The organism is Ktedonospora formicarum (assembly GCF_016587355.1).
Lineage (GTDB): Bacteria > Chloroflexota > Ktedonobacteria > Ktedonobacterales > Ktedonobacteraceae > Ktedonobacter > Ktedonobacter formicarum.
Map to the genome: position 1 here is coordinate 626342 of NZ_BNJF01000002.1, position 19239 is coordinate 645580.

Here is a 19239-nt window from a genome sequence, read left to right on the forward strand (position 1 = left end):
TCATGACCGTGCTCCCCTTGTTTATGCAGCTAGCTCTAGTCGTACTTGCTAGTCGTGGCACAACCAGACGCGCTGGTCTTGTAGATGTTGGACCAGTCCTGCGGCGGCGTCAACTGTTGAGCGTTGTCTACCACGCCCTGGATACAGGGCTTGAGGACATAGCTAGATGTGCGCTGGTTAATCGGTATCCAGGCCACATCGTTAACAAGTTGCTGCTCGATCTGATTATACTGCTTCAAGCGATCAGCAGTATTCTGATTCTCGTCGGCCTTGACCATCAAGTCCTGCATCTGCTTCTGTACCGCGACATTCTTTGTATTCCCCAGGCCATAATTGGACTGGTTGTTGGGAGAGCCAGCACCAAAGAGTAGGCTTGTCCAGTCCTGAGGATCAGGATAGTCAGCGATCCAGTCCACAACCCACATCTGCAAAGATTTGGTGTTTTTAACAGTGGCTGCCGTATCGTCAAGCAACTGATTCCAATCCTCATCATGGATATTAACCGAGACGCCCAGGTTGTCTTTCCACTGCTGTTGCATGAACTGAAATTCGTTTTTGGCGGTCTGATTACCACGTGAGGCAACGGTGAGAGTCACCGTCGGGAAATTCGAGGTGGTATAGCCCTCTTCCTGCATACCCTGTTGCAGAAGCTGCTTGGCCTTTGATGCATCCCCTTTGGTATCCTTCACCCCTCCAGGGCCAATGAGATCAGGGTTATAGCCTGGCATACCGCTTGGGATGATATGATTTGATGGAGTACGCGCACCCTTCCAAATATTTTGCGCTATGACATCCTTGTTGATCGCCAGGGCAAATGCCTGACGGATCTTAATATTGTCAAAAGGCTTAATCAGGTAGTTCATCGCGACATAGTCAATGATAAGAGCAGGGGCCTGACGATATTGATTATTGGGCAGTCCTCGCGCCGCATCCAGATTCTCTGTTGGTACCCCAGCCTGATCAACCTGGTTCGTCTGATATGCCTTATAGGTTGTCTGAGGGTCCTTATAGAAGGCATAGACCAGTTTTTTCAACTGCGGCTTGGCACCCCAGTAATTAGAGTTCGGGACAAAGGAAATCTGCTGACCAGGGGTGCGCTCCTCTAATTTGAAAGGACCAGAAACACCACCCTCATTGAGATGCTTGAAGTAATCAACGTCGCCATACTTTTCCACCATACTCTTCTCAACCACGTAGGAGGTCGAATACGTCAGGGCATCAAGGAAATATTGGGCACGCTGGCTGGTAACGATCTTGACCGTCGTGGCGTCTGGCGCGAAGAGACTATAATCAATCAAGCTTTTGAGCTTACCTGTGTTACGATCCGCCGACCCTTTAATCAAAGCCAGATAGGAAGGGGCAACTGTCGACTTCAATTCCGGCTTCAGCGCACGGTCAATGCTGAAAACAACATCATTGGCGGTTATCGGGTTACCGTCACTAAATTTGAGGCCGTCTCGTAGCTTGAAGGTCCATGTCAGACCATCGGATGATGTCTCCCAGGATTTTGCAAGTTCACCATAGACCTCTAGCTTGTCGTTCAACTGCACAAGACCCACAAACATCGTATCGAGGGCGCTGATTGAATCAAGGTCCGTCGAAAGAGCCGGATCAAGGGTCGCGACGTCCGAAGACCCACTTACTGGCACAACGTAGATCTGCTTGTCGTCAGAAAGCTTACTACCAGTGTCGCTTCCCGAGGCTCCACCACACGCCGAAATAAAGGCGGCGAGCAGGCAGAAAAGCGCCGGGAGAAACAAGAATTTCCCGGCAAATAGTTTGCCACGCTTCATGTCAACTACTCCTTGCTCTACTAGTTCAATAGCGGGTGTTCTAACCGCAATGGAGAAGACCACAACACAAATATGATGATGCGAGAAGATATTATCTAATAGCCTCTTGATAAGCAGGTTCGATTATTTCAACCATCTTCACTCACAACCCACTCTTCCTTCGGGCAAGCGGAGAAGCATCACATCTATGACAACACTTTGCACATCATTGCGCGAACACAGAAGGGATTTGTACACCTATTATAAACCCAGGCGTATCAATCGAGCAACGCTACATTCTTTATCACTAGTTTTTATCTACATACACTACGTAAATTAGCGCCACAATCTCACAACTTATTAAATATAGGTCGCAATACATCGCACCTCTTCCCTCAGATAGCCAAAAGCAGCTATACTCTTAGCAGAAACCACAGACCCACGTTATTTTTCCATAAAGGATATAGGTTGTTATGCCACAAGCACCTGACACGGAGAAGCCATCAGTCGCGAAACGCGCAAAGATGCCCAGGTGGCGCAAGGTCATTCTCGTCCTGTTGGCAATCATCGCCATCGTCTTTCTCATTCACGAAGTTTTCTACTATTTTTTTGTGCCCACCCAGACCCCTATATTTACGGATGTAAAGACACCGCTACTCATCGCGCATCAAGGTGGAGAACTCCTCGCGCCTAGCGATACAATGGCAGCCTTCGCCAAAGCAGATTCTATTGGCGTTGATATGTTGGAGACCGATATCCACATGACAAAGGATGGCTATCTCGTCCTCATCCATGACAATACTGTTGATCGCACCACAAACGGCAAGGGACGCGTAGATTCCTATACACTGAGCGACCTGAAGAAGCTTGACGCGGGCTATCGCTTTAAGGATCTTGCGGGACAATATAGCTATCGAGGCAAGGGTGTGACCATTCCTACCCTTGAAGAATTGCTGCAAGCCTATGGGCAAAAGTACCTTTATAATCTGGAGATGAAGGATGCCTATCCAATCAATGGTCCTTCACAGATTGAGGCTAAACTCTGGGGGCTAATTCAGAAGTATCATGTTGAGAAGCGCGTCGTTGTGACCTCTTTCCATCAAGAACTCATCGACCACTTTGATCAGCTTGCTCATGGACAGGTCGCGCTAGGAGCAGGGACCACTGAGGTCACCAAGTTTGTGCTGACACATAAGTTCTGGGTTCCCGGCTTTTACCGCCCTACCGCCAACGTTTTTCAAATCCCAACCGAGAATAGCGGCTTCAATCTCAAAGATAGGGCCTTGATCGAGGGAGCACATCGACTCCATATCCAGGTCCATTACTGGACAATTGACGACAAGGCTACTATGAAGGAACTCCTCCAACTTGGCGCAGATGGTATCATCACCAATCGCCCAGACCTTCTCAAAGAGGTGCTCCAGGAAATGCATCTACGCTAAGGATGTAGAGTCGTCACAGGGAGGTCAAGCAATGACCTCCCTATCTTATGCCTACTTTCACACAAACCCATAAGCCGCTCTGCACCGTCTTCAATGCGCCTTTGCATACCTCCGGATTAGTTTGTATAATCTGAAACGACATCATCAGAACCATACCAGAGGTATTTGAAAGGATATATAACCACAGTGCCTGGTTTTAACATATTGTCTCAAACATGCGCCAGCGCCCACTTGGAGACAGCACCTAAAGAGAATACGGTCGTGACGCCTCGCCAACGACAAGCTGGACTTGGGAGCAAGAAGTCCGATTACCGCTTCTTTGCGCTTGCACTGTTTTTATTTGTGCTCACACTCATGCTAACTGCCTGCAATCTCACTGAGGCTCCCTCACATGCGACCTATACCTACTCAAACATAGCGAGCTTACCTAAAGATCACCTCACCAGCCCAGGAGATACAGCCTTTACCTACCCAGTAGGCGGAGAGGTCCCACTATCCTGGTCAGCGCAACCAGGGCAAGACACGCTAGCAAACAAGCCTACCGCCATCCAGATTGACGCAGGAATTGTTGGCCCCTTCACCAGCATGGATGAGCTCAAGAAGGCCATTAGTTTCGATGGTAATACAATTAAAGGACGTATCCAGGCAACCATCCAGCCTATTAAGACTGACAATTGGAACGGTAAGAACGCGGAAACCTTCCTAAAGCTACCTACGACGATTCAACCTGGCTACTACATGATCGTGCAACGCATTCAGACCGCAGGTCAGCGTACCCAAGCAGTTGTGCCCACCGGGCGAGTCTTAAAGATCACTCCTCAGTCATAACTATCATTTACGTTTGCGAGATCTACCTCTACATAAAACAATTCGCTCCAAAGGGGTAGTGTCTCGCAACGTCTCCATCATATCCTCTGCCTGCTCCCCCAACAGGCACGCTACTCTATGGTAGTTTCCAAATGACTACTTTAGAGACATTCGTGATAAGAATGCTACGATCATCCTGCGACCAGGCCAGGCAGGTTATGCTGTTTATGTTGCGGTCTCTCGGAGCCTCTCTCCCATCAGAATACATGAGCAGTTTACCACTGTTCACATCCCAGATTAAGACCGCACCCTGGTTGTCTCCAGAGACAATGCGTTTGCCATCATGCGACCAGGAGACAGCATTAGTATCAGGTGATATTCTTACTCTTCCTTTGGATTTGTTATTATCCCATGCATTTATCTTGTCGTAATCATCCTGATAAGAGTGATGAATAGTGATATTTCGTACTTCTTTTTGCGCGGCAACGTCCCAGATCCGAATATTGCCATCGCCGCCAGCAGAGGCAACGAGCGTATTATCAGGTGACCAGGAGATAGCATTGGCGATCATTGTCTTCCCCTTCTCCTGCCCATATTGGAAGCGCACGGTATTTTTCCCGGTTAAAGCATTCCAAATCTGGACTGTCCCATCTTCGTCAGCAGAAGCAATAAGGTTTCCCTTCGAAGACCAGGATAGACCATTGATGCTCCCACTATGCCCCTTGTAGGTACTTATGAGCTCGCCTGATAGCGCACGCCAGACCTGAATCTCAATTGTGGTGCTGGCTTCGTCGCCAGAAGCGATATACTGGCTATCTGGAGACCACGCCAAACTTGAGACAATCCAGGGATTGCCAGTATAAGTAAGCAGACGTTGCCCTATCTTCCCCTGCTCAACGGACCAGACCTGGACTGTTTTATCTTGCCCACCAGAGGCCAGATACTTCCCATTAGGAGACCACGCCAGCGCACGTACAAAGGCTGTATGCCCTTTATATGTATAGATCAAATGCCCATTAGAAGCATCCCATACCTGGACGGTCTTATCAGCGCCCGCCGATGCGACATATTTGTTGTCAGGCGACCAGGCAGCAGCAAAGATGTCTGAGGTATGCCCAGCATAAGTGATATAGCTCGATCCAAAGGCAGCCGTATTTGGTCCCCAAAGACGTATCATTGCCGTAAGGGAATTAAAAACCATATATATAACAAAGCCTAGTAAAACTATGATCGCCAGGCCAGTGCCCAGCGTTATCTTCCTCCTTGGAGTTCGTTTGCGACGAGGAAAAGCAGGCTGTGCAGACGGATAGGAAGACCCTGGGTATGGTTGTGGATAGTTTGAATAGCTCACGGAGTCGCTTTCCTTTTTACTGGTATAAACGCAACTATTACAGAAACGATCCAATCTATCCATATTTACTGATTTTATAGACATCTCACGTACACTGCCCACCATCGGCTACGAGATCTGAAGTCAATGGGCTTTCTCACTCTCCGGCCTGCGCCATCGCGTTGTAACATATTCAGCCTTGATGCCCAACTTGCCGAGATTACGCGAAAGTTCCAGGCAGTCATTGGTGTGCTTTTCACAACAATAACTGCCTACGCAGGCTACCTTAGACGAGCCGTGAGTACATGCTTCTGCACTTTGCCTAATGCATTACGAGGTAATCCTTCAATAAAGACCACTTGACGGGGTTTCTTGTAGCTGGCGAGCCGTTCGCGACAATAAGCGATGATGTCAGATGCGGTAGGAGACTGATCTGGCACAGGAACAATAACAGCAACGACCTGCTCGCCCATATCTGGGTCGGGAAGTCCTATTACAGCAACTTCACCAACGCCTGGGTAAGTTGCTAAGACATCCTCTACCTCACGTGGATAGATATTGTAACCACCGCTGATGATCAACTCGCGAGCACGTCCAGTAATGGTGAAATAACCGTCAGAAGCACTACTACCAAGGTCGCCTGTCTTAAACCAGCCATCCTCGCTAAAAGCCTCGGCAGTCGCGTCGGGACGATTCCAGTAGCCAGCGAAAATGTGAGGACCACGCACCTCGATCTCGCCAATCTCGCCCGCAGAGAGCACCTGGCGCGTTTGCGTATCCACAACACGCGCCTCCTGCCCCGGAAATGGCAATCCAACCGTTCCCGCGCGCCTCTCTCCCTCATACGGATTGGTCATATTCATAATAGTTTCTGTCATACCATAGCGCTCAAGAATGAATTGCCCAAAAACATGCGCGAAGTCGTTGAAAAGGTGTGCGCTCAGAGGTGCGGAACCGGAAACGAAGAGGCGTGGGTGAGGCATGGGTCCACCCTGACGTTCGGCCTCAGCCAGTAGGCGCGAGTACATGGTTGGAACACCAAAGAAGAGGCTGATGCCTGGGTCATCGCGCAGATTCGTTAGCACACTGGCGGCATCGAACTTGCGCCGCAAGGTCACTCGCGCACCCATGTAGAGTGTGCCGTGCATTCCGACCATTAAGCCATGGGTATGAAAGAGGGGCAATACAAGCAGAAGATGGTCTTCGCTCGTCCAGCGCCAAGCCTCAGTGAGCGACGTGATATTGGCGAGTAAGTTGCGCTGAAGGAGGAGTGCTCCTTTGGATCGCCCCGTCGTGCCAGAGGTATATCCAATAACCGCAGGATCATCTGGGGATGGCATGGTTAACTCATATGAGGCTCCCTGCTCGTCTCCTAAATTTAGGAAATCGCTCAAAGAATATGAAGCACATGCTTCGTGTGTCACCTCATGAGCGTCATCATCGACAATGATAAGCATTTCGAGATCTGGAAGTTCCAGTCGCGACAACTCGGCCCGCCCTGATGTTCCGGTGACGCAAAAGCGCACCCCAGCATCGGTCATGATATGGCTTAACTCGACCTGCCGATACTGGTTATTAACCAGCACGACAATGCCACCTGCAAGGTGAGTTCCCAGGTATGCAACGACAAAGGCGGGGCAATTCTCTAGAAAGAGCGCTACCCGATCTTCAGGCCGCAGCCCATTCCCTAGCAACGCTAGTGCGAATTGCTTCACCTCCAAGACAAGTTGCCTATAGGATACGGTTTGACCTTCAAAAAAAATAGCGGGGCGCTCCGGCTCCCGTTCCGCATGCCGAAAGACTATCTCGACTATCGAATCCATGTCGTACCTCATTCATCATTTGCCTTGCTCGCGTAACGCTAACATCCACTGCTCCTTCTCACTACCGATCCTTCTCTTTTATATCACTTCCTGAGCCAAAACGTCACCATGAAATGAGCACAACCCCTGAGGCCCTTCCCGGACCTTGACAGTAAACGATATATCGTTTATTCTATTCGCATGTTAAATATTTAACATGCGAATATTTTTAATAATAAAGTATTAAGGTACGAAGGAAACCTATGGATTTACCACTTGAGGAGAATCAAGGTCGGCTCACATACTGGCTCTTCTATACAGAACGCTGTGTCTCGTACGCCTATGCGGAAGTACTACGAGCTCATTGTGTAGAACGGGAAAAGCCCTATGTTGTGACACCGCCACAGTGGGGGGCCTTATCACTCCTGCTTGCCCAGAATGGCATGACCATCGGAACTATGAGTCAGAAACGCGGTGTCGATGCACCAGCGGCGACAGGTATTATCACAAGACTGGAGCAAATTGGGCTAGTGGAACGTCAACATGACCGAGAAGATCGCCGGGTCGTCAAAGTCTATCTCACGGAAGAGGGCAGAGACATTTCACAGACGCTCGCTATCTCAGTGGAGCACTTCGAGCAAAGCTTGAAAAGAGGGTTTGTCGAGGGGGAACTGGACCATTTCCTGGCCCAACTCCAACAGCTCATTCTAAACGCTGCTGAAGTTGGGAAAACTATAGGGGATCGCTTCAGTTTCCCTCCACGACTTATGATAAAGGGCAGCGAAAACACTCAGAAGTAAACTTTTTAACACCTTGCCAGAATGCATGTAATACAGGAAGAGAAATATCACTTCCAGCTCAGATAGTTTTCTCTCTCAAATCGAACGTCTTGACGCTTGAGCAAACGACGACTGGTCTGTGGTCTCAGAGCGCATAGGTCCCTTCAAGCTGAAAAACGAAAGGAATTGAAACACGATGATCATGACACTCCTCGACCTCGTGAATGTGTTCTTTGCTGGCATGCTGGCTGGCATTGAGTTCGTGATCCACTACGGTGTACGTAAACCCGCTGAGCAGCTTCCCGACCATGCACAGCTCCAATTCCGCAAAGCGCTGGTGCTTAAGCTGCGTGTGCTGGTTCCAACCTTTTTTGCGCCAGCAGTTATCTTAGGGACAGTCCTAATATTTCTCAACATGGCGACACCTGGCCTTATGTTCCGGTGTGTAGCCGTGGCAGCCTTGTCTATCTGGGTCGTGATCCGGGTCATCGGTACTGTCCCGATCAACAGCGCAACGCTTGATTGGCAGCTCAGCGCACCTCCAACAGATTGGAAGACGCAAGTTGCTCATGCAGAGCGTTTTCACATTGCTGGTGTCTGGGCGGCGGTCCTGGCCTTTGCATTCTTCTTGATGGCTACCGCCATCAAACTGGCTCTTCCTTAACTGAGGTCAATTTACCCCATACTATTATGAATATAAGGCACTTCCTCTTGGAGAGAGTCGTTTAAACTCCTCAATATAGACTGGAAGAGAATGTTTGGGTATCCATCCCAAGGAACTTGCCTTTGTCCTATCGGCTTTTCCTCGTTCTCTTTCACCCTTGAGAGCTGGAATGAAAATGTATTCCCCTCCAAACATCTGAGCGACTTGCAAAATGGAATATTCCTGACCTGCGCCGAGTTGGTATCCATCTCCTTGCCCCTTCTCAAAGCACAGGATAAGGCCTTCTACAATGTCATCTATGTGGGTAAAGTCTCTGGTTTGAGTCCCTGGTGATCTAACGGTTAGTGGTTTTCCCTGCTCATACAAGGACTCAAACACTCCAATAACAGTGGCATATTTTCCGTCTTTAATCTGCCTAGGACCATAAACGTTATAGAAGTATGTCACCACATACTCAAGCCCAAACCACTGAGAGAAATTCTTGATGAATTCAACGTTCTTTGCTTTGACCCATGCGTATGGGGATAAATTTTCATCTTGTCCTGCATTGCCAAATTTTGAACTTGAACCGGCATAGATCAACTTTGCATCATGGGTATGGCAAAACTTGACTACTTCCTTTGTGCCTCTTAAATTGAAGTCCCATACCTGGTCAAAATCCTCAAAAGATTGCACAATTCTTGAATATTCCCCAAGATGAAAAACTGCATCCGGTCTGGGCAAGTTTTTCTCTTGCCAGATGTTAACAATATTTTGTGTATCTCCCTCCAGATACAAAACACGGTCGGTCCTTGAATGACTTGATATCATACCCGTAAAATAATTGTCGAGAGAAATAATCTGTACCTGGGGATAGCGGTGTAGCAAATTGCTAATCAGGTGAGAACCCACAAAGCCCGCACCCCCTGTTACTAAAATGGTCTGGTATTTCTCAGTGTTCATCTACATACAACTCCATAACCGGCTCAAATAATGAAGAAACCCCAAGTCATGCCAATCGCCTCGGGCTGCTCTATTTCCTCAAATTATACTCTAATGTGTTTGAAGAGGCGAGATTTACCACATCTTTTGAGGTTCAGCCAGAGAGGTAAAAACAGTTTGCCTCTCTGGTTATTGTACTTCCAGAAATCAGAACAGCCACAACTTGTCATACATGCACACGTACATGTTTATATTCGAGATAGAGGTCCCAATATGTACTTATAAAGAGCAGATTCGGCGATGTAGCAACGGTTCACGAATTGCTGTGGCATTCAATTTATCCACACCAAGAAATCGCATAAAGCGGGTGAATCCACGGGCTAATGCCTCGGCAAATGCTTCATTGTTACCCAGATTTTCATTTTCTAACCACAAACCCAGGATGACAAAGGTATTGGTCGCCCGGTCGAGTTTGCTATCGAAACGCGCGACGAGCTTGTCACCCCACAAAATAGGCAATGTATAGTAGCCAAATTTCCTCAGATGTACAGGCTTATAGACCTCCCAAATATAGTCGAAGCCAAATACAATTTTGGCTCGTCCGCGCGCGCTAACATGATCCAGGGGTGCAAGGAAGACAACCTCTTCAGTCGTTGTTGTCTCCAATGGCGTCCAGGACCCGGGCACACGTCCCGCGCTTAGATCACTCAGCGCGTCAGCGTCATTCCCAAGCGCGTAGTGTGCCATCTTCCAGCCATCAACCTTGACCTCGATGAGTTCCCCATCAGCCACCATCTGCTCAAGCAGCTTCGCTATTTGAGCTGGATCACCACGCTGGAACGAATCGTTCGTTCGATTGAGCCGCCACAGGCCGCTAAAGCTGATATCCTTTTTGAGTAAAAAACGATCAGTCTCGACTTCGTCGCCCTCACAAAGAAGATGCGCGGGCGCGACCTTTTCGGCCAGTGCATAGGCGCGCTCGAAGCGGTCACGATGGTGCGTCATCACTTCACCCGTACGCCACAGGTAATACAAGGCAAGCGCGCTATCCTTTCGACCACGATAGTTTTGCGTGCGTGTGCGCGTCGCCATAGCAAAATCACGATTGCTCACGATGCCACGCTCATGTAAAGCGGCTCGCATTTCGACGATGGCATCCGCGTGATCGCTGGCTGTGGTGCGGAGCCGCGCGCTGATCTCACGTTCGCGGCGCATGATCACGCGCCAATACGGCAACTCATTCATGGGTCGGACAGCCAGCCAGCCGCCCCAATCGAAGAATTTCCTCTGCTGATACGTTACATCCTCCCACAAGCCAGGAGTATAATCGAGCACTCGGCTGTGAAGAGTGATATCCTGGCTGCGAGCAATGATTTGCAATGGGTCTAGCTGCAAATATTCAATTGCATTCATTGCCTGCTCGGTTCCCTCCAAGCCTCGCCAGCGTCGTCCAGGCCACAAGCCCTGCTTACCAAGAATGAAGCGGCGGGCTACATCAATATCGATATTTAGCATGATGACCTCTCGCAGAGCCTCGCAACCAGACCAGTCTGAAATAATATAGAACCTCGTTCCATCGCGAGACCCCTACTATGATTTACAACTACAAATATGAACTTCTTCCCGATTACCACAAACGTGACAGCTTCCAATGCTTACCACTGGGTTTCCTGCTTCGCTCTTCCGTACCAATCATGGTCCGCTTCAAGCATAATCGCAACCTGCTCGACAAACTCGCATCTCCCTCAGTATTCACTGGATGGGGAGGGATTCTTTTTCTGCCCTGTGAAAATGGTAACCACATCTGATCTTGCCAGGGCACACTCAGCCTTCTCTCTCCTCATCAAACTTGTTGGGTAGCACTTGTTCCTGCTATCTCAAGTGAGGTATAATCATCCATGCTACTTTGTTGGGTAGCAAGGAATTGGGGGACATAATATGCCGAAACTTGTCAGGTATATTCTAGCCTGGTCGCCAGAGGAGACAAACTATCGCCTCATTGAGCGAGATGCCAAGCAGAAACCTCTTCTAAAGGATAACGAGGAGGCATGGTTCGCATGGCTTCATATACATACTTCGTTCGCTTTTCACGGTCAAAATGGGCGCATAAACGTGCTAAAGGAGCACAGGCCCCGAGGCGAGGAGGGCTATTGGTACGCTTACCAGCGCCAGGGAAAGCGTATGCTGAAGAAATATCTAGGGCACTCTCACAACCTGAACATACAACATCTGGAGGAAGTTGCGCGAGCACTGACAAACAATTCTCCAACAGCTTCTCAGTCACCAACACAATCTTCCCTGGATGTACCGCTCTCATCACCAGGGCTATTGCTCTCAACGAAGCTTCAACCACCTCAGCCACATTCGTCACTTATCCCGCGTAAACACTTGCTGGCGCGCCTCAATGGCGCTCTCGAACGCAAACTTACTCTACTTTCGGCACCCGCAGGCTTTGGGAAGACAACTCTCATGGGACAATGGCTAGCAGGTCTTCGAGCCAGTCAGCCCGAAACGGCCTCTGTAGAAGTCGCCTGGCTTTCACTAGATCACGGCGATAATGACCCCATTCGCTTCTGGCACTACCTGACTGCCGCCTGTAAGCCTTTTTTGGAAGACCAGGGAAAGGCGGTGATCGCACTACTCTCCAAGACCGTCCCTTTTGAACAGACCCATTTGGAGGAGGTACAGACTACCTTCCTTAATTCCTGCATACGTCCAGGCTTACTCATATTGGAGGATTTTCACGTTATCAATGAGCCAGCCATACATAAATCGCTTGCCTTTATGCTTGAGCATATACCTCCGTCGCTGCACCTCATCATCATTGCCCGCGGTGAACCACCATTTCCACTGGCTCGCCTACGCGCTACCGCTGACCTGGATGAATTGAATACCACCGATCTGCGCTTCTCACCTGAGGAGATCGCTGCATTTTTTGCACGTACAACCTCATTCCCTCTCTCTCTAGAATCTCTGCTAAAGCTTGAAGCACGCCTGAAGGGCTGGCCCGCTGGTTTGCGCCTGCTTGCCTTCACGCTTCAACACTGTTCCCTACCTCAAGATGCGGAGCAAGCGCTCGCGGCCTTCACAGGTAGTCAACGACCCGTTCTGGAATACTTTATCTCTGAGGTACTCAATACACAATCTGAGCAACTTCAAGCATACTTGCTTGCCACAAGCGTGCTCACCCGCCTTACAGGTTCACTCTGCGACGCCATTACGGGAGATTGTGATAGTGCTCGCCTCTTGAGCACACTCCATCAAGGTGGTTTCTTTCTGGAGCGGCTGGACGAGTCATGGTTCCGATATTACACCCTCTTCGCCGAGGCTATGCGGTATGAAGCTCACCGCCGCCTGGAAGCAACCACTCTACGCGACCTTCATTCCAGGGCTAGCCGGTGGTATGAGCAGCATGGGATGCTCACAGAATCGATTGAGTCCGCCCTGAATGCATGTGACTGGGAACGCGCGGCATACCTCATTGACCTCTTACTTGAGTCCGAGAGCTTTAATGAAATTCATGAATACCACACGCTACACCGCTGGCTAAAAGAGATGCCAGAGACTCTGCTAGCGCGCCATCCTATGCTCTGCCTAAACTATGCATCTTCTGAGCTCTTTGTGACATCCAATCGCCTTACGCCAGCAACAATGTCACGTATCGAGGACTTGCTCAACATGGCGGAGTATGCCTTTGAGGAACAAAAGGATGACCAGAGACTTGGGATGGTCTTCTCTTTCCGCTCGCTTGTCGCCTGGCGGCAGGAAGATTTCATGGGCATGGAGCTTTACGCCCGTCAGGCACTCTCGCTTTTGCCATACAAAGAGCGCGATTGGCAGAGCCTCAGCCTGAGCATCCTGGCGCGCAAAGAACTCCACTTTGGTCAGCTCAATGACGCGCGCCAGGCGCTTCATGACGCTCGCGCGCTCTGCAAGGATAATGGAAATCATTATTTTCTGCGCGCGACCGCAAACATGCTCGGTGGCATTTGCTTCGATCAGGGAGAATTGCATCAGGCTCGGGAGTATTATAATCAGGTTCTCACCCAGGCCAGAGCGCGCCAGGATCTTGATGATGCAGGGTACGCTCTTTTGGGACTGGCTTCCCTCTCCTATGAGTGGAATGACCTTAACACAGCCTGGCAAGAGGCTGAGGAGGTTCTCACACTTGGAAGACAACTCTCACATGAGGGACATATCGCGCATGCAGAGATCTTACTGGCGCGCATTCAACTTGCACGCGGAGAGGAAGAGCAAGCGCGGCAACGACTCACTACGCACCTCGCTCATATGCGGTCCAATGGTTCGCCTTCGATCTACCGCGAGATACTCTTCTGGCAAGCCAGACTCGCTCTGGCCGTAGGGGATCTAGCTGCGGCACATCTCTCCCTGGACAATCTAAACAACCTCACGCCCACTTCTATACCTGCTCGCCAGGAACAAGCATCCATCTTGTGTGCGCGTCTCCTTATCATGAGCGGTGCCCCCCAGGAGGCTCTTATCAAACTCATGGACCTCCTCAATCCAGCACAAGAGGCGGGTCGGGTTCAACGAGCACTGGAAATCCAGATACTTATAGCCCTGGCCCATAACGCGCTAAAGCAAGCGCACGAAGCGCGACAGTGGCTCCGCAACATCCTGCCCTTCGTGCGTTCCGAGGGCTTTAAGCGCCTCTTCCTTGATGAGGGTGAAGCGGTGGCTGGTGTCTTGCGCTCTATAGTCGCACATGAGTCAGAGAAGGTGCTGAAAATCACTATACAGAGGCTTCTGAGCTATTTTTCATCTTCACAAGGCACACCAAAAATTTCTGGATCGCCACCACTGCCGCTGAGTGGGCAGGAATCACGCGTTCTACGCCTGCTTGTCGCCGGTCGCACAAATCCTGAGATCGCACGTGAGCTAGTTGTCTCTGTTAATACGGTTCGCACTCAGGTCCAGAGCATCTATCGTAAACTAGATGTAAATAATCGCGTTTCCGCAAGCGAGGCGGCACGCCTTCATGGACTCATCTAACTAACCCACTCCATACCTATTTATCATCATCCAGTACAATCATCCAACCAGAGGATGTAGCCTCATGCACTCACCTCCTATACTTCACCTCAGATGCTCAACTGAAGAGCATTTCGCTAGCATTTCAGGAGGTTATCATATGACATTAGACAATATATCCTGGCAGGGATTTCACCATGTCGCGACTATTGCGCGCGACCTCGATGCGACCATTGCTTTCTACCGCGATGTGCTTGGTATGCAGATCGGCGAGATACACGAAGCTCGCGGCGGTAAGACGCGCCATTGTTTCATCACTCCTGGCACGACACGGGCCTGGGGATTGCATGTCTGGGAGTCAACCAATGCAGAGATGCCACCATTGCCAGAATCGCTCACATGGCAGCAACCAGATACGATCATGGCGGGTCTTATCCAACATATCGCCTTCACCTTGCCTGACGAGGAGGCAGGTCTCGCATTACGTGAGCGCCTTCGCCAACACGGCTCACGTTTTAGCGACATCGTCGACTTCGGTGGGCTGCGTAGTCTGACCTTTCTTGATAACAACGGCACTATGCTTGAAGCCATCTGGACCCAACCCTAAATAGTCCTGCTCCGGTGAGCACACATAGATAGTGTGCTCGCCTCTCCACATACCTATACCCCAAAGTATATATATTTCTCCGTTCTTCCAGATGAAAGTGCATGTTAAACAAAGCAATATGCATGATTACAAGTATCGCTAATAGAACACTTTGAACTCGTTTTTGCTGGTCAGCAGCGAGAAGATATTATGAGAGGCATTCTATGCAACCAAAGAGGAGCTTTAAGTCGCTTGCTATTCGTGACCTGTTGGACGCGCGTGAAGCCTACCATGTTCACCTCGCACATCTGGATAATGTGATCGCTACCGCTATTGGATTGTATCGTATCCGGCAGGAAGACGCCGATGCCAGCGATCAGTTGCCACATAAAAATTGGCGTCATCGCAGCGATTCACCTCCACGAACGCTGGAAAATACCATCGTCCAGCCCTGGTCCTGGCCCTGCGTGCTGGTCTTTGTTAATAGATGGCAGACTCAGCAAGAACTTGTTGAGGCCGATCCCGATCAGGTTGTGCCACGCTATCTCTACCTGCCTGATGGGCGGGTAGTTCCCACCTGTGTGATCTTGGCGGAGGAAATACAGCAAGCATCTCCACCTCTCCGTGACATCGCATTCTCTCGCGATCTGCTTGGAGGCGGTTATCCGATTTTAACCGATATCCAGGGGCGTGAGCATATCGGCTCCATTGGCTGTCTGCTTACTGATGGCAATCAGATCTATGCCCTGACCAATCAGCATGTCTGTGGTGATTCCGGCACACCTGTGTATACCGTTGTAGACGGTCAGCGCGCATCTATTGGTAAGGCAAGCCACCATCAAATTGGGAAACTCCCCTTCAAGGCGGTCTATCCTGACTGGTCAGCAACCTCGTCGCATATCAACATTGATGCCGGCCTCATCCGAATTGATGATGTCAAAAGTTGGACCGCTCAGATCTTTGGTCTGGGAGAGCTAGGGCGTCCCATCGATCTGACTCCCGAAACAATTACGCTGGATATCATCGGCTGGCCCGTCCGCGCATTTGGCGCTGCCTCCGGCTTCATGCAAGGAGAGATTCAGGCGCTCTTCTATCGCTATCATTCGGTAGGTGGCACAGACTACATTAGCGATCTGCTCATCGGCTCTCGCTCAGGGCAATCCCCTCTTCAGACCATACCCGGCGATTCGGGTACTATCTGGTGTCTCGATTCATCTCTCGAACAGCCGAAGCCAGATACTATACCAATTTTGCGCCCACTGGGTTTACAATGGGGTGGTCATGTCTTTCAGCAGGATCATAGCCGATCACAGTTTCGCTTCGCGCTGGCAACCAGCCTGAGCACAGTCTTACGTGAACTGGATGTCGATCTGGTCCCCAACTGGCATACTGGTCATCGCCAGTACTGGGGCGAGGTAGGACACTATAAGATTGGTGGGAGCGCGTGTGACCTTGTCCAATCCCCAAATCTCAAGGCTTTAATGAGCAAGAACCGGGACTCAATCGCCTTTGGGGACCACGCTCTCATCACTGGAAATTCTCATGTCCATGGGCATGGGCAATTCACACCCCTGGCTGATGTCGCAGACCTCGTTTGGCGTACAAGCCGCCCCCAGGATTCGGCGAACCACTTCGCCGACGTGGACCAGGAAGGGATGGGAGAATTCAGTGGTAAAACACTGCTCGATCTCTGCCAGGATTCACAAAATCTGGATATCGCGACCTGGAATGCATTCTATGATAGCCTGGACATGGGGGAAAAGCGCGGCTCGCTGCTCTTCCGCGTCTGGCAATTATACAATCTGATGGTCGCAGCCTTGAAGGAAGAGGATGTCGCGCGCTTCGTCTGTACCGCTGGTGTCCTGGCTCACTATGTTGGCGACGGAAGCCAGCCACTCCATGCCTCATTCCTCCATGATGGGCATCCTGACAATTCAGCAGAGAAAGGCGTGCATAGCGCCTACGAAACAAAATTGCTGGATCGCTTCACTGAAGAACTCATCACTGGCGTCAATCAGAAGTTATCCAGCGTCATACTCAATCCACCATTTACAGGTGGCAAGCAAGCAGCTATCGCTTGCATGAATCTCATGCGCCGGAGTTGGAGCGAGCTTCCGCCCGAAACCATCATCGAAGCTTACGTGTCTAGCGCTCATTCAGCCGATAGGCTCGCGGAGATGTGGCAGAAACTTGGTGATACCACACAACAACTCCTGGCTAATGGGGTTCAATGCCTGGCCTCCATCTGGGAGTCGGCCTGGCAAGAAGGCAATGGTGAACAAGTCATTGCCAAAAGCGACCTGAAGGAGATCCCAACCAAGACGCTACAGGACCTCTATACCGATCCAAACTTCGCTCCATCTTATCGCCTTCAGGATGAGCGTTTCGCCCAGGCCCTCGAACCTGCGACCGCCAGCGCTACAGCTCGCAGCCACTCTTGACTCACCATTTAGCATAGCGGTACTCAAGACGTTTAAAGCATACCCCAAGTTGAGGCTCAAACTTAGGATATGCTTTAAACATCTTTCTAATCTGCTGAGAGAAGAATCATATTACCGTCAGGATCCTTGATCAGCGCGAAGTACATTCCAAAAGAAGTGACATAAGGCTTTCGATGGCCTTGATATCCCAGGCTGGTGAGTTCGGCATATTTCGCATCTAGAACAGTTCGATCCTCTAAATAGAATTCAAGAACCGAAGAATAGTTGTTTGACATTTCCGTATATTCAGTACCGTGAGGCTTAACGTATCCTGGGTCCCAGCGTGCAGGCATCGAATCCAGAAAGAAGGTCAACCCATTCCCCATCTTGACCTCGACGTGAGTCTTGTCCTCACTGTCATCAGGAATGGCAACGCCAAGCCGCCGGTAGAAATCCAATGACCTGCTCATGTCCTGGGAAATCAAACCAACCATATAGAGATTTAGCGCCATAACTTTATTCCTTTCGCATTTACATGATTGCACCAAGTTGGATATAGGTCTGTTACCAACGTCGTGCTCCTATGATAAAGCGAAAGGCTAGCAGCAATCTTGCAGAAATGTGCGTTTTTTATCAAAAACCTGCGTTAATGGTGAAGCGCTGTCGAAAGGCGTGTGGGGTCTGACCGATATAGCGCTTGAAGGTTTGAGTGAGGTGGCTCTGGTTCGCGAATCCACTCTCCAATGCGATCTGTGCCAGAGGCATATCCGAGGTCTGGATAAGTTGCTGAGCATGTTCAATCCTCTGACGTAACACAAATTGGTGTGGGCTTTCCCCAGTGGTTTGCCGAAACAGGCGCGCAAAATGATAGGGACTAAAACCACCTTGTTGCGCCAGCGCCTCCAGTGAGAGGTTCTGGCCGAGGTGAGTCCGCACAAAGTCTGTCACGCGCCCTAATTGCGCGGAGGTCAGACCTTGAGAGGGAACTCTAATAGCCTCACCCACTGAAGTATAGTGACGTAGAAGGTGAACAGCAAGCATCTGCGACGCAGTTTGCGCATACAGTTTACCAGCCGGGGCGTGCTGCTCTAGTTCGTGCCAGAGCGCAAAGCCTATCTGCGTCAAGAGGGGATCTTGAAAACCAGAGTTGTCCATCAGGGTCAGGCGCGTGAAGTTAGCGTCAGCAACCTCGACAGCGGTACGTGTCAGTAAATCTTGATCTAACTGTAGGTGAAGGGTTCGCGTAGAAGTTGATGAGAGACCTTTCCAGCGCAACTCATAGGTCGTCGGCTCCCCTGATTGGAGCATTAAATCTCCATGTCGAAGGTAGGCTCCACGCCAATTTCCACTTGCACGACGTCGCTCTATGTGCATCGCACCACCATCAAACATGATCAATGAGATACTTGACTGCCGCGAGGTGACCCAACCCTCCAGTTCTGCTGGCTCATGAAAAGCCTGGGCAAATACTCCTTCCCAACCTGCTTCTGCACTGGACAAGTAGAGAAGCGGCTCAGTAAGTCTACTACTGTCTTCGCGCGACAATACAGACTGTGTGGCCCTTATCGGCTCATTCATGTCACAGATCCCCTTTCTCATCAGAGTATACCACGATATCTTCAAGCATCTTCATAGGTATGAAAGCTCTTGCATGATAAGAGTGGGGAATAGCCATACAGTATAAATAGGTTCTTAATAACAAGAAAAGACAATATTTATATAAG

The 19239-nt window shown here is 50.0% G+C and carries 14 protein-coding genes; 7 read left to right on the plus strand and 7 right to left on the minus strand.

Annotation, left to right across the window (positions count from 1 at the left end; genetic code table 11):
* Positions 1-35: 35 nt before the first annotated feature.
* Positions 36-1793, minus strand: coding sequence for a peptide ABC transporter substrate-binding protein (locus K3T82_RS21710; protein ID WP_220195642.1), 1758 nt, complete (start codon positions 1791-1793; stop codon positions 36-38).
* A 452-nt stretch (positions 1794-2245) separates the two neighbouring features.
* Here K3T82_RS21710 and K3T82_RS21715 point away from each other — a divergent pair, with 452 nt between their 5' ends.
* Positions 2246-3214 carry a glycerophosphodiester phosphodiesterase family protein gene (locus tag K3T82_RS21715; protein WP_220195643.1) on the plus strand — a complete coding sequence of 323 codons (969 nt, stop codon included), beginning with the start codon at positions 2246-2248 and terminating at the stop codon, positions 3212-3214.
* Between the two features lie 261 nt (positions 3215-3475).
* Complete coding sequence (locus K3T82_RS21720; protein ID WP_220195644.1) at positions 3476-4042, plus strand: hypothetical protein; 567 nt, start codon at positions 3476-3478, stop codon at positions 4040-4042.
* Positions 4043-4157: 115 nt separating this feature from the next.
* Here the strand turns inward: K3T82_RS21720 and K3T82_RS21725 are convergent, their stop codons facing one another.
* Both K3T82_RS21725 and K3T82_RS21730 read right to left on the minus strand, forming a co-directional pair.
* Entirely contained in the window at positions 4158-5372 is a 1215-nt protein-coding gene (locus K3T82_RS21725) for a WD40 repeat domain-containing protein (protein WP_220195645.1), read from the minus strand.
* 260 nt (positions 5373-5632) lie between these two features.
* The gene (locus tag K3T82_RS21730; RefSeq protein WP_220195646.1) at positions 5633-7174 is read right to left on the minus strand and encodes an acyl-CoA synthetase; all 1542 of its coding nucleotides are present in this window, start codon (positions 7172-7174) and stop codon (positions 5633-5635) included.
* Between the two features lie 242 nt (positions 7175-7416).
* On the opposite strand from K3T82_RS21730, the gene K3T82_RS21735 reads away from it, so the two are divergent.
* Both K3T82_RS21735 and K3T82_RS21740 read left to right on the plus strand, forming a co-directional pair.
* Positions 7417-7953 carry a MarR family winged helix-turn-helix transcriptional regulator gene (locus tag K3T82_RS21735; protein ID WP_220195647.1) on the plus strand — a complete coding sequence of 179 codons (537 nt, stop codon included), beginning with the start codon at positions 7417-7419 and terminating at the stop codon, positions 7951-7953.
* Between the two features lie 175 nt (positions 7954-8128).
* Positions 8129-8596, plus strand: a complete 468-nt coding sequence (locus tag K3T82_RS21740) for a hypothetical protein (RefSeq protein ID WP_220195648.1) — start codon at positions 8129-8131, stop codon at positions 8594-8596.
* 24 nt (positions 8597-8620) lie between these two features.
* Here the strand turns inward: K3T82_RS21740 and K3T82_RS21745 are convergent, their stop codons facing one another.
* Together K3T82_RS21745 and K3T82_RS21750 are read right to left on the minus strand one after the other, a co-directional pair.
* Positions 8621-9538, minus strand: coding sequence for an NAD-dependent epimerase/dehydratase family protein (locus K3T82_RS21745; protein ID WP_220195649.1), 918 nt, complete (start codon positions 9536-9538; stop codon positions 8621-8623).
* A gap of 258 nt (positions 9539-9796) precedes the next feature.
* Positions 9797-11032 carry a winged helix-turn-helix domain-containing protein gene (locus tag K3T82_RS21750; protein ID WP_220195650.1) on the minus strand — a complete coding sequence of 412 codons (1236 nt, stop codon included), beginning with the start codon at positions 11030-11032 and terminating at the stop codon, positions 9797-9799.
* 423 nt (positions 11033-11455) lie between these two features.
* Here K3T82_RS21750 and K3T82_RS21755 point away from each other — a divergent pair, with 423 nt between their 5' ends.
* The 3 genes from K3T82_RS21755 (at position 11456) to K3T82_RS21765 (ending at position 17536) form a co-directional block, all read left to right on the plus strand.
* Positions 11456-14530, plus strand: coding sequence for a winged helix-turn-helix domain-containing protein (locus tag K3T82_RS21755; protein WP_220195651.1), 3075 nt, complete (start codon positions 11456-11458; stop codon positions 14528-14530).
* A gap of 139 nt (positions 14531-14669) precedes the next feature.
* Positions 14670-15116, plus strand: a complete 447-nt coding sequence (locus K3T82_RS21760) for a VOC family protein (protein WP_220195652.1) — start codon at positions 14670-14672, stop codon at positions 15114-15116.
* A gap of 203 nt (positions 15117-15319) precedes the next feature.
* On the plus strand, positions 15320-17536 hold the full coding sequence (locus K3T82_RS21765; protein WP_220195653.1) for a Nal1-like putative serine protease: 2217 nt from the start codon (positions 15320-15322) through the stop codon (positions 17534-17536).
* Positions 17537-17622: 86 nt separating this feature from the next.
* Here the strand turns inward: K3T82_RS21765 and K3T82_RS21770 are convergent, their stop codons facing one another.
* Both K3T82_RS21770 and K3T82_RS21775 read right to left on the minus strand, forming a co-directional pair.
* Positions 17623-18027 (minus strand): VOC family protein, encoded by a 405-nt coding sequence (locus K3T82_RS21770; RefSeq protein WP_220195654.1) that lies wholly within the window; start codon positions 18025-18027, stop codon positions 17623-17625.
* A gap of 121 nt (positions 18028-18148) precedes the next feature.
* Positions 18149-19093: an AraC family transcriptional regulator gene (locus K3T82_RS21775; protein WP_220195655.1), complete on the minus strand. Its 945-nt coding sequence runs from the start codon at positions 19091-19093 to the stop codon at positions 18149-18151.
* Positions 19094-19239: the final 146 nt, after the last annotated feature.

Coding starts and splice junctions, on each gene's coding strand:
- K3T82_RS21710 (WP_220195642.1), bottom strand. CDS start 1,793: ATGAAGCGTGGCAAACTATTTGCCGGGAAATTCTTGTTTCTCCCGGCG.
- K3T82_RS21715 (WP_220195643.1), top strand. CDS start 2,246: ATGCCACAAGCACCTGACACGGAGAAGCCATCAGTCGCGAAACGCGCA.
- K3T82_RS21730 (WP_220195646.1), bottom strand. CDS start 7,174: ATGGATTCGATAGTCGAGATAGTCTTTCGGCATGCGGAACGGGAGCCG.
- K3T82_RS21735 (WP_220195647.1), top strand. CDS start 7,417: ATGGATTTACCACTTGAGGAGAATCAAGGTCGGCTCACATACTGGCTC.
- K3T82_RS21740 (WP_220195648.1), top strand. CDS start 8,129: ATGATCATGACACTCCTCGACCTCGTGAATGTGTTCTTTGCTGGCATG.
- K3T82_RS21745 (WP_220195649.1), bottom strand. CDS start 9,538: ATGAACACTGAGAAATACCAGACCATTTTAGTAACAGGGGGTGCGGGC.
- K3T82_RS21750 (WP_220195650.1), bottom strand. CDS start 11,032: ATGCTAAATATCGATATTGATGTAGCCCGCCGCTTCATTCTTGGTAAG.
- K3T82_RS21755 (WP_220195651.1), top strand. CDS start 11,456: ATGCCGAAACTTGTCAGGTATATTCTAGCCTGGTCGCCAGAGGAGACA.
- K3T82_RS21760 (WP_220195652.1), top strand. CDS start 14,670: ATGACATTAGACAATATATCCTGGCAGGGATTTCACCATGTCGCGACT.
- K3T82_RS21765 (WP_220195653.1), top strand. CDS start 15,320: ATGCAACCAAAGAGGAGCTTTAAGTCGCTTGCTATTCGTGACCTGTTG.
- K3T82_RS21770 (WP_220195654.1), bottom strand. CDS start 18,027: ATGGCGCTAAATCTCTATATGGTTGGTTTGATTTCCCAGGACATGAGC.
- K3T82_RS21775 (WP_220195655.1), bottom strand. CDS start 19,093: ATGAATGAGCCGATAAGGGCCACACAGTCTGTATTGTCGCGCGAAGAC.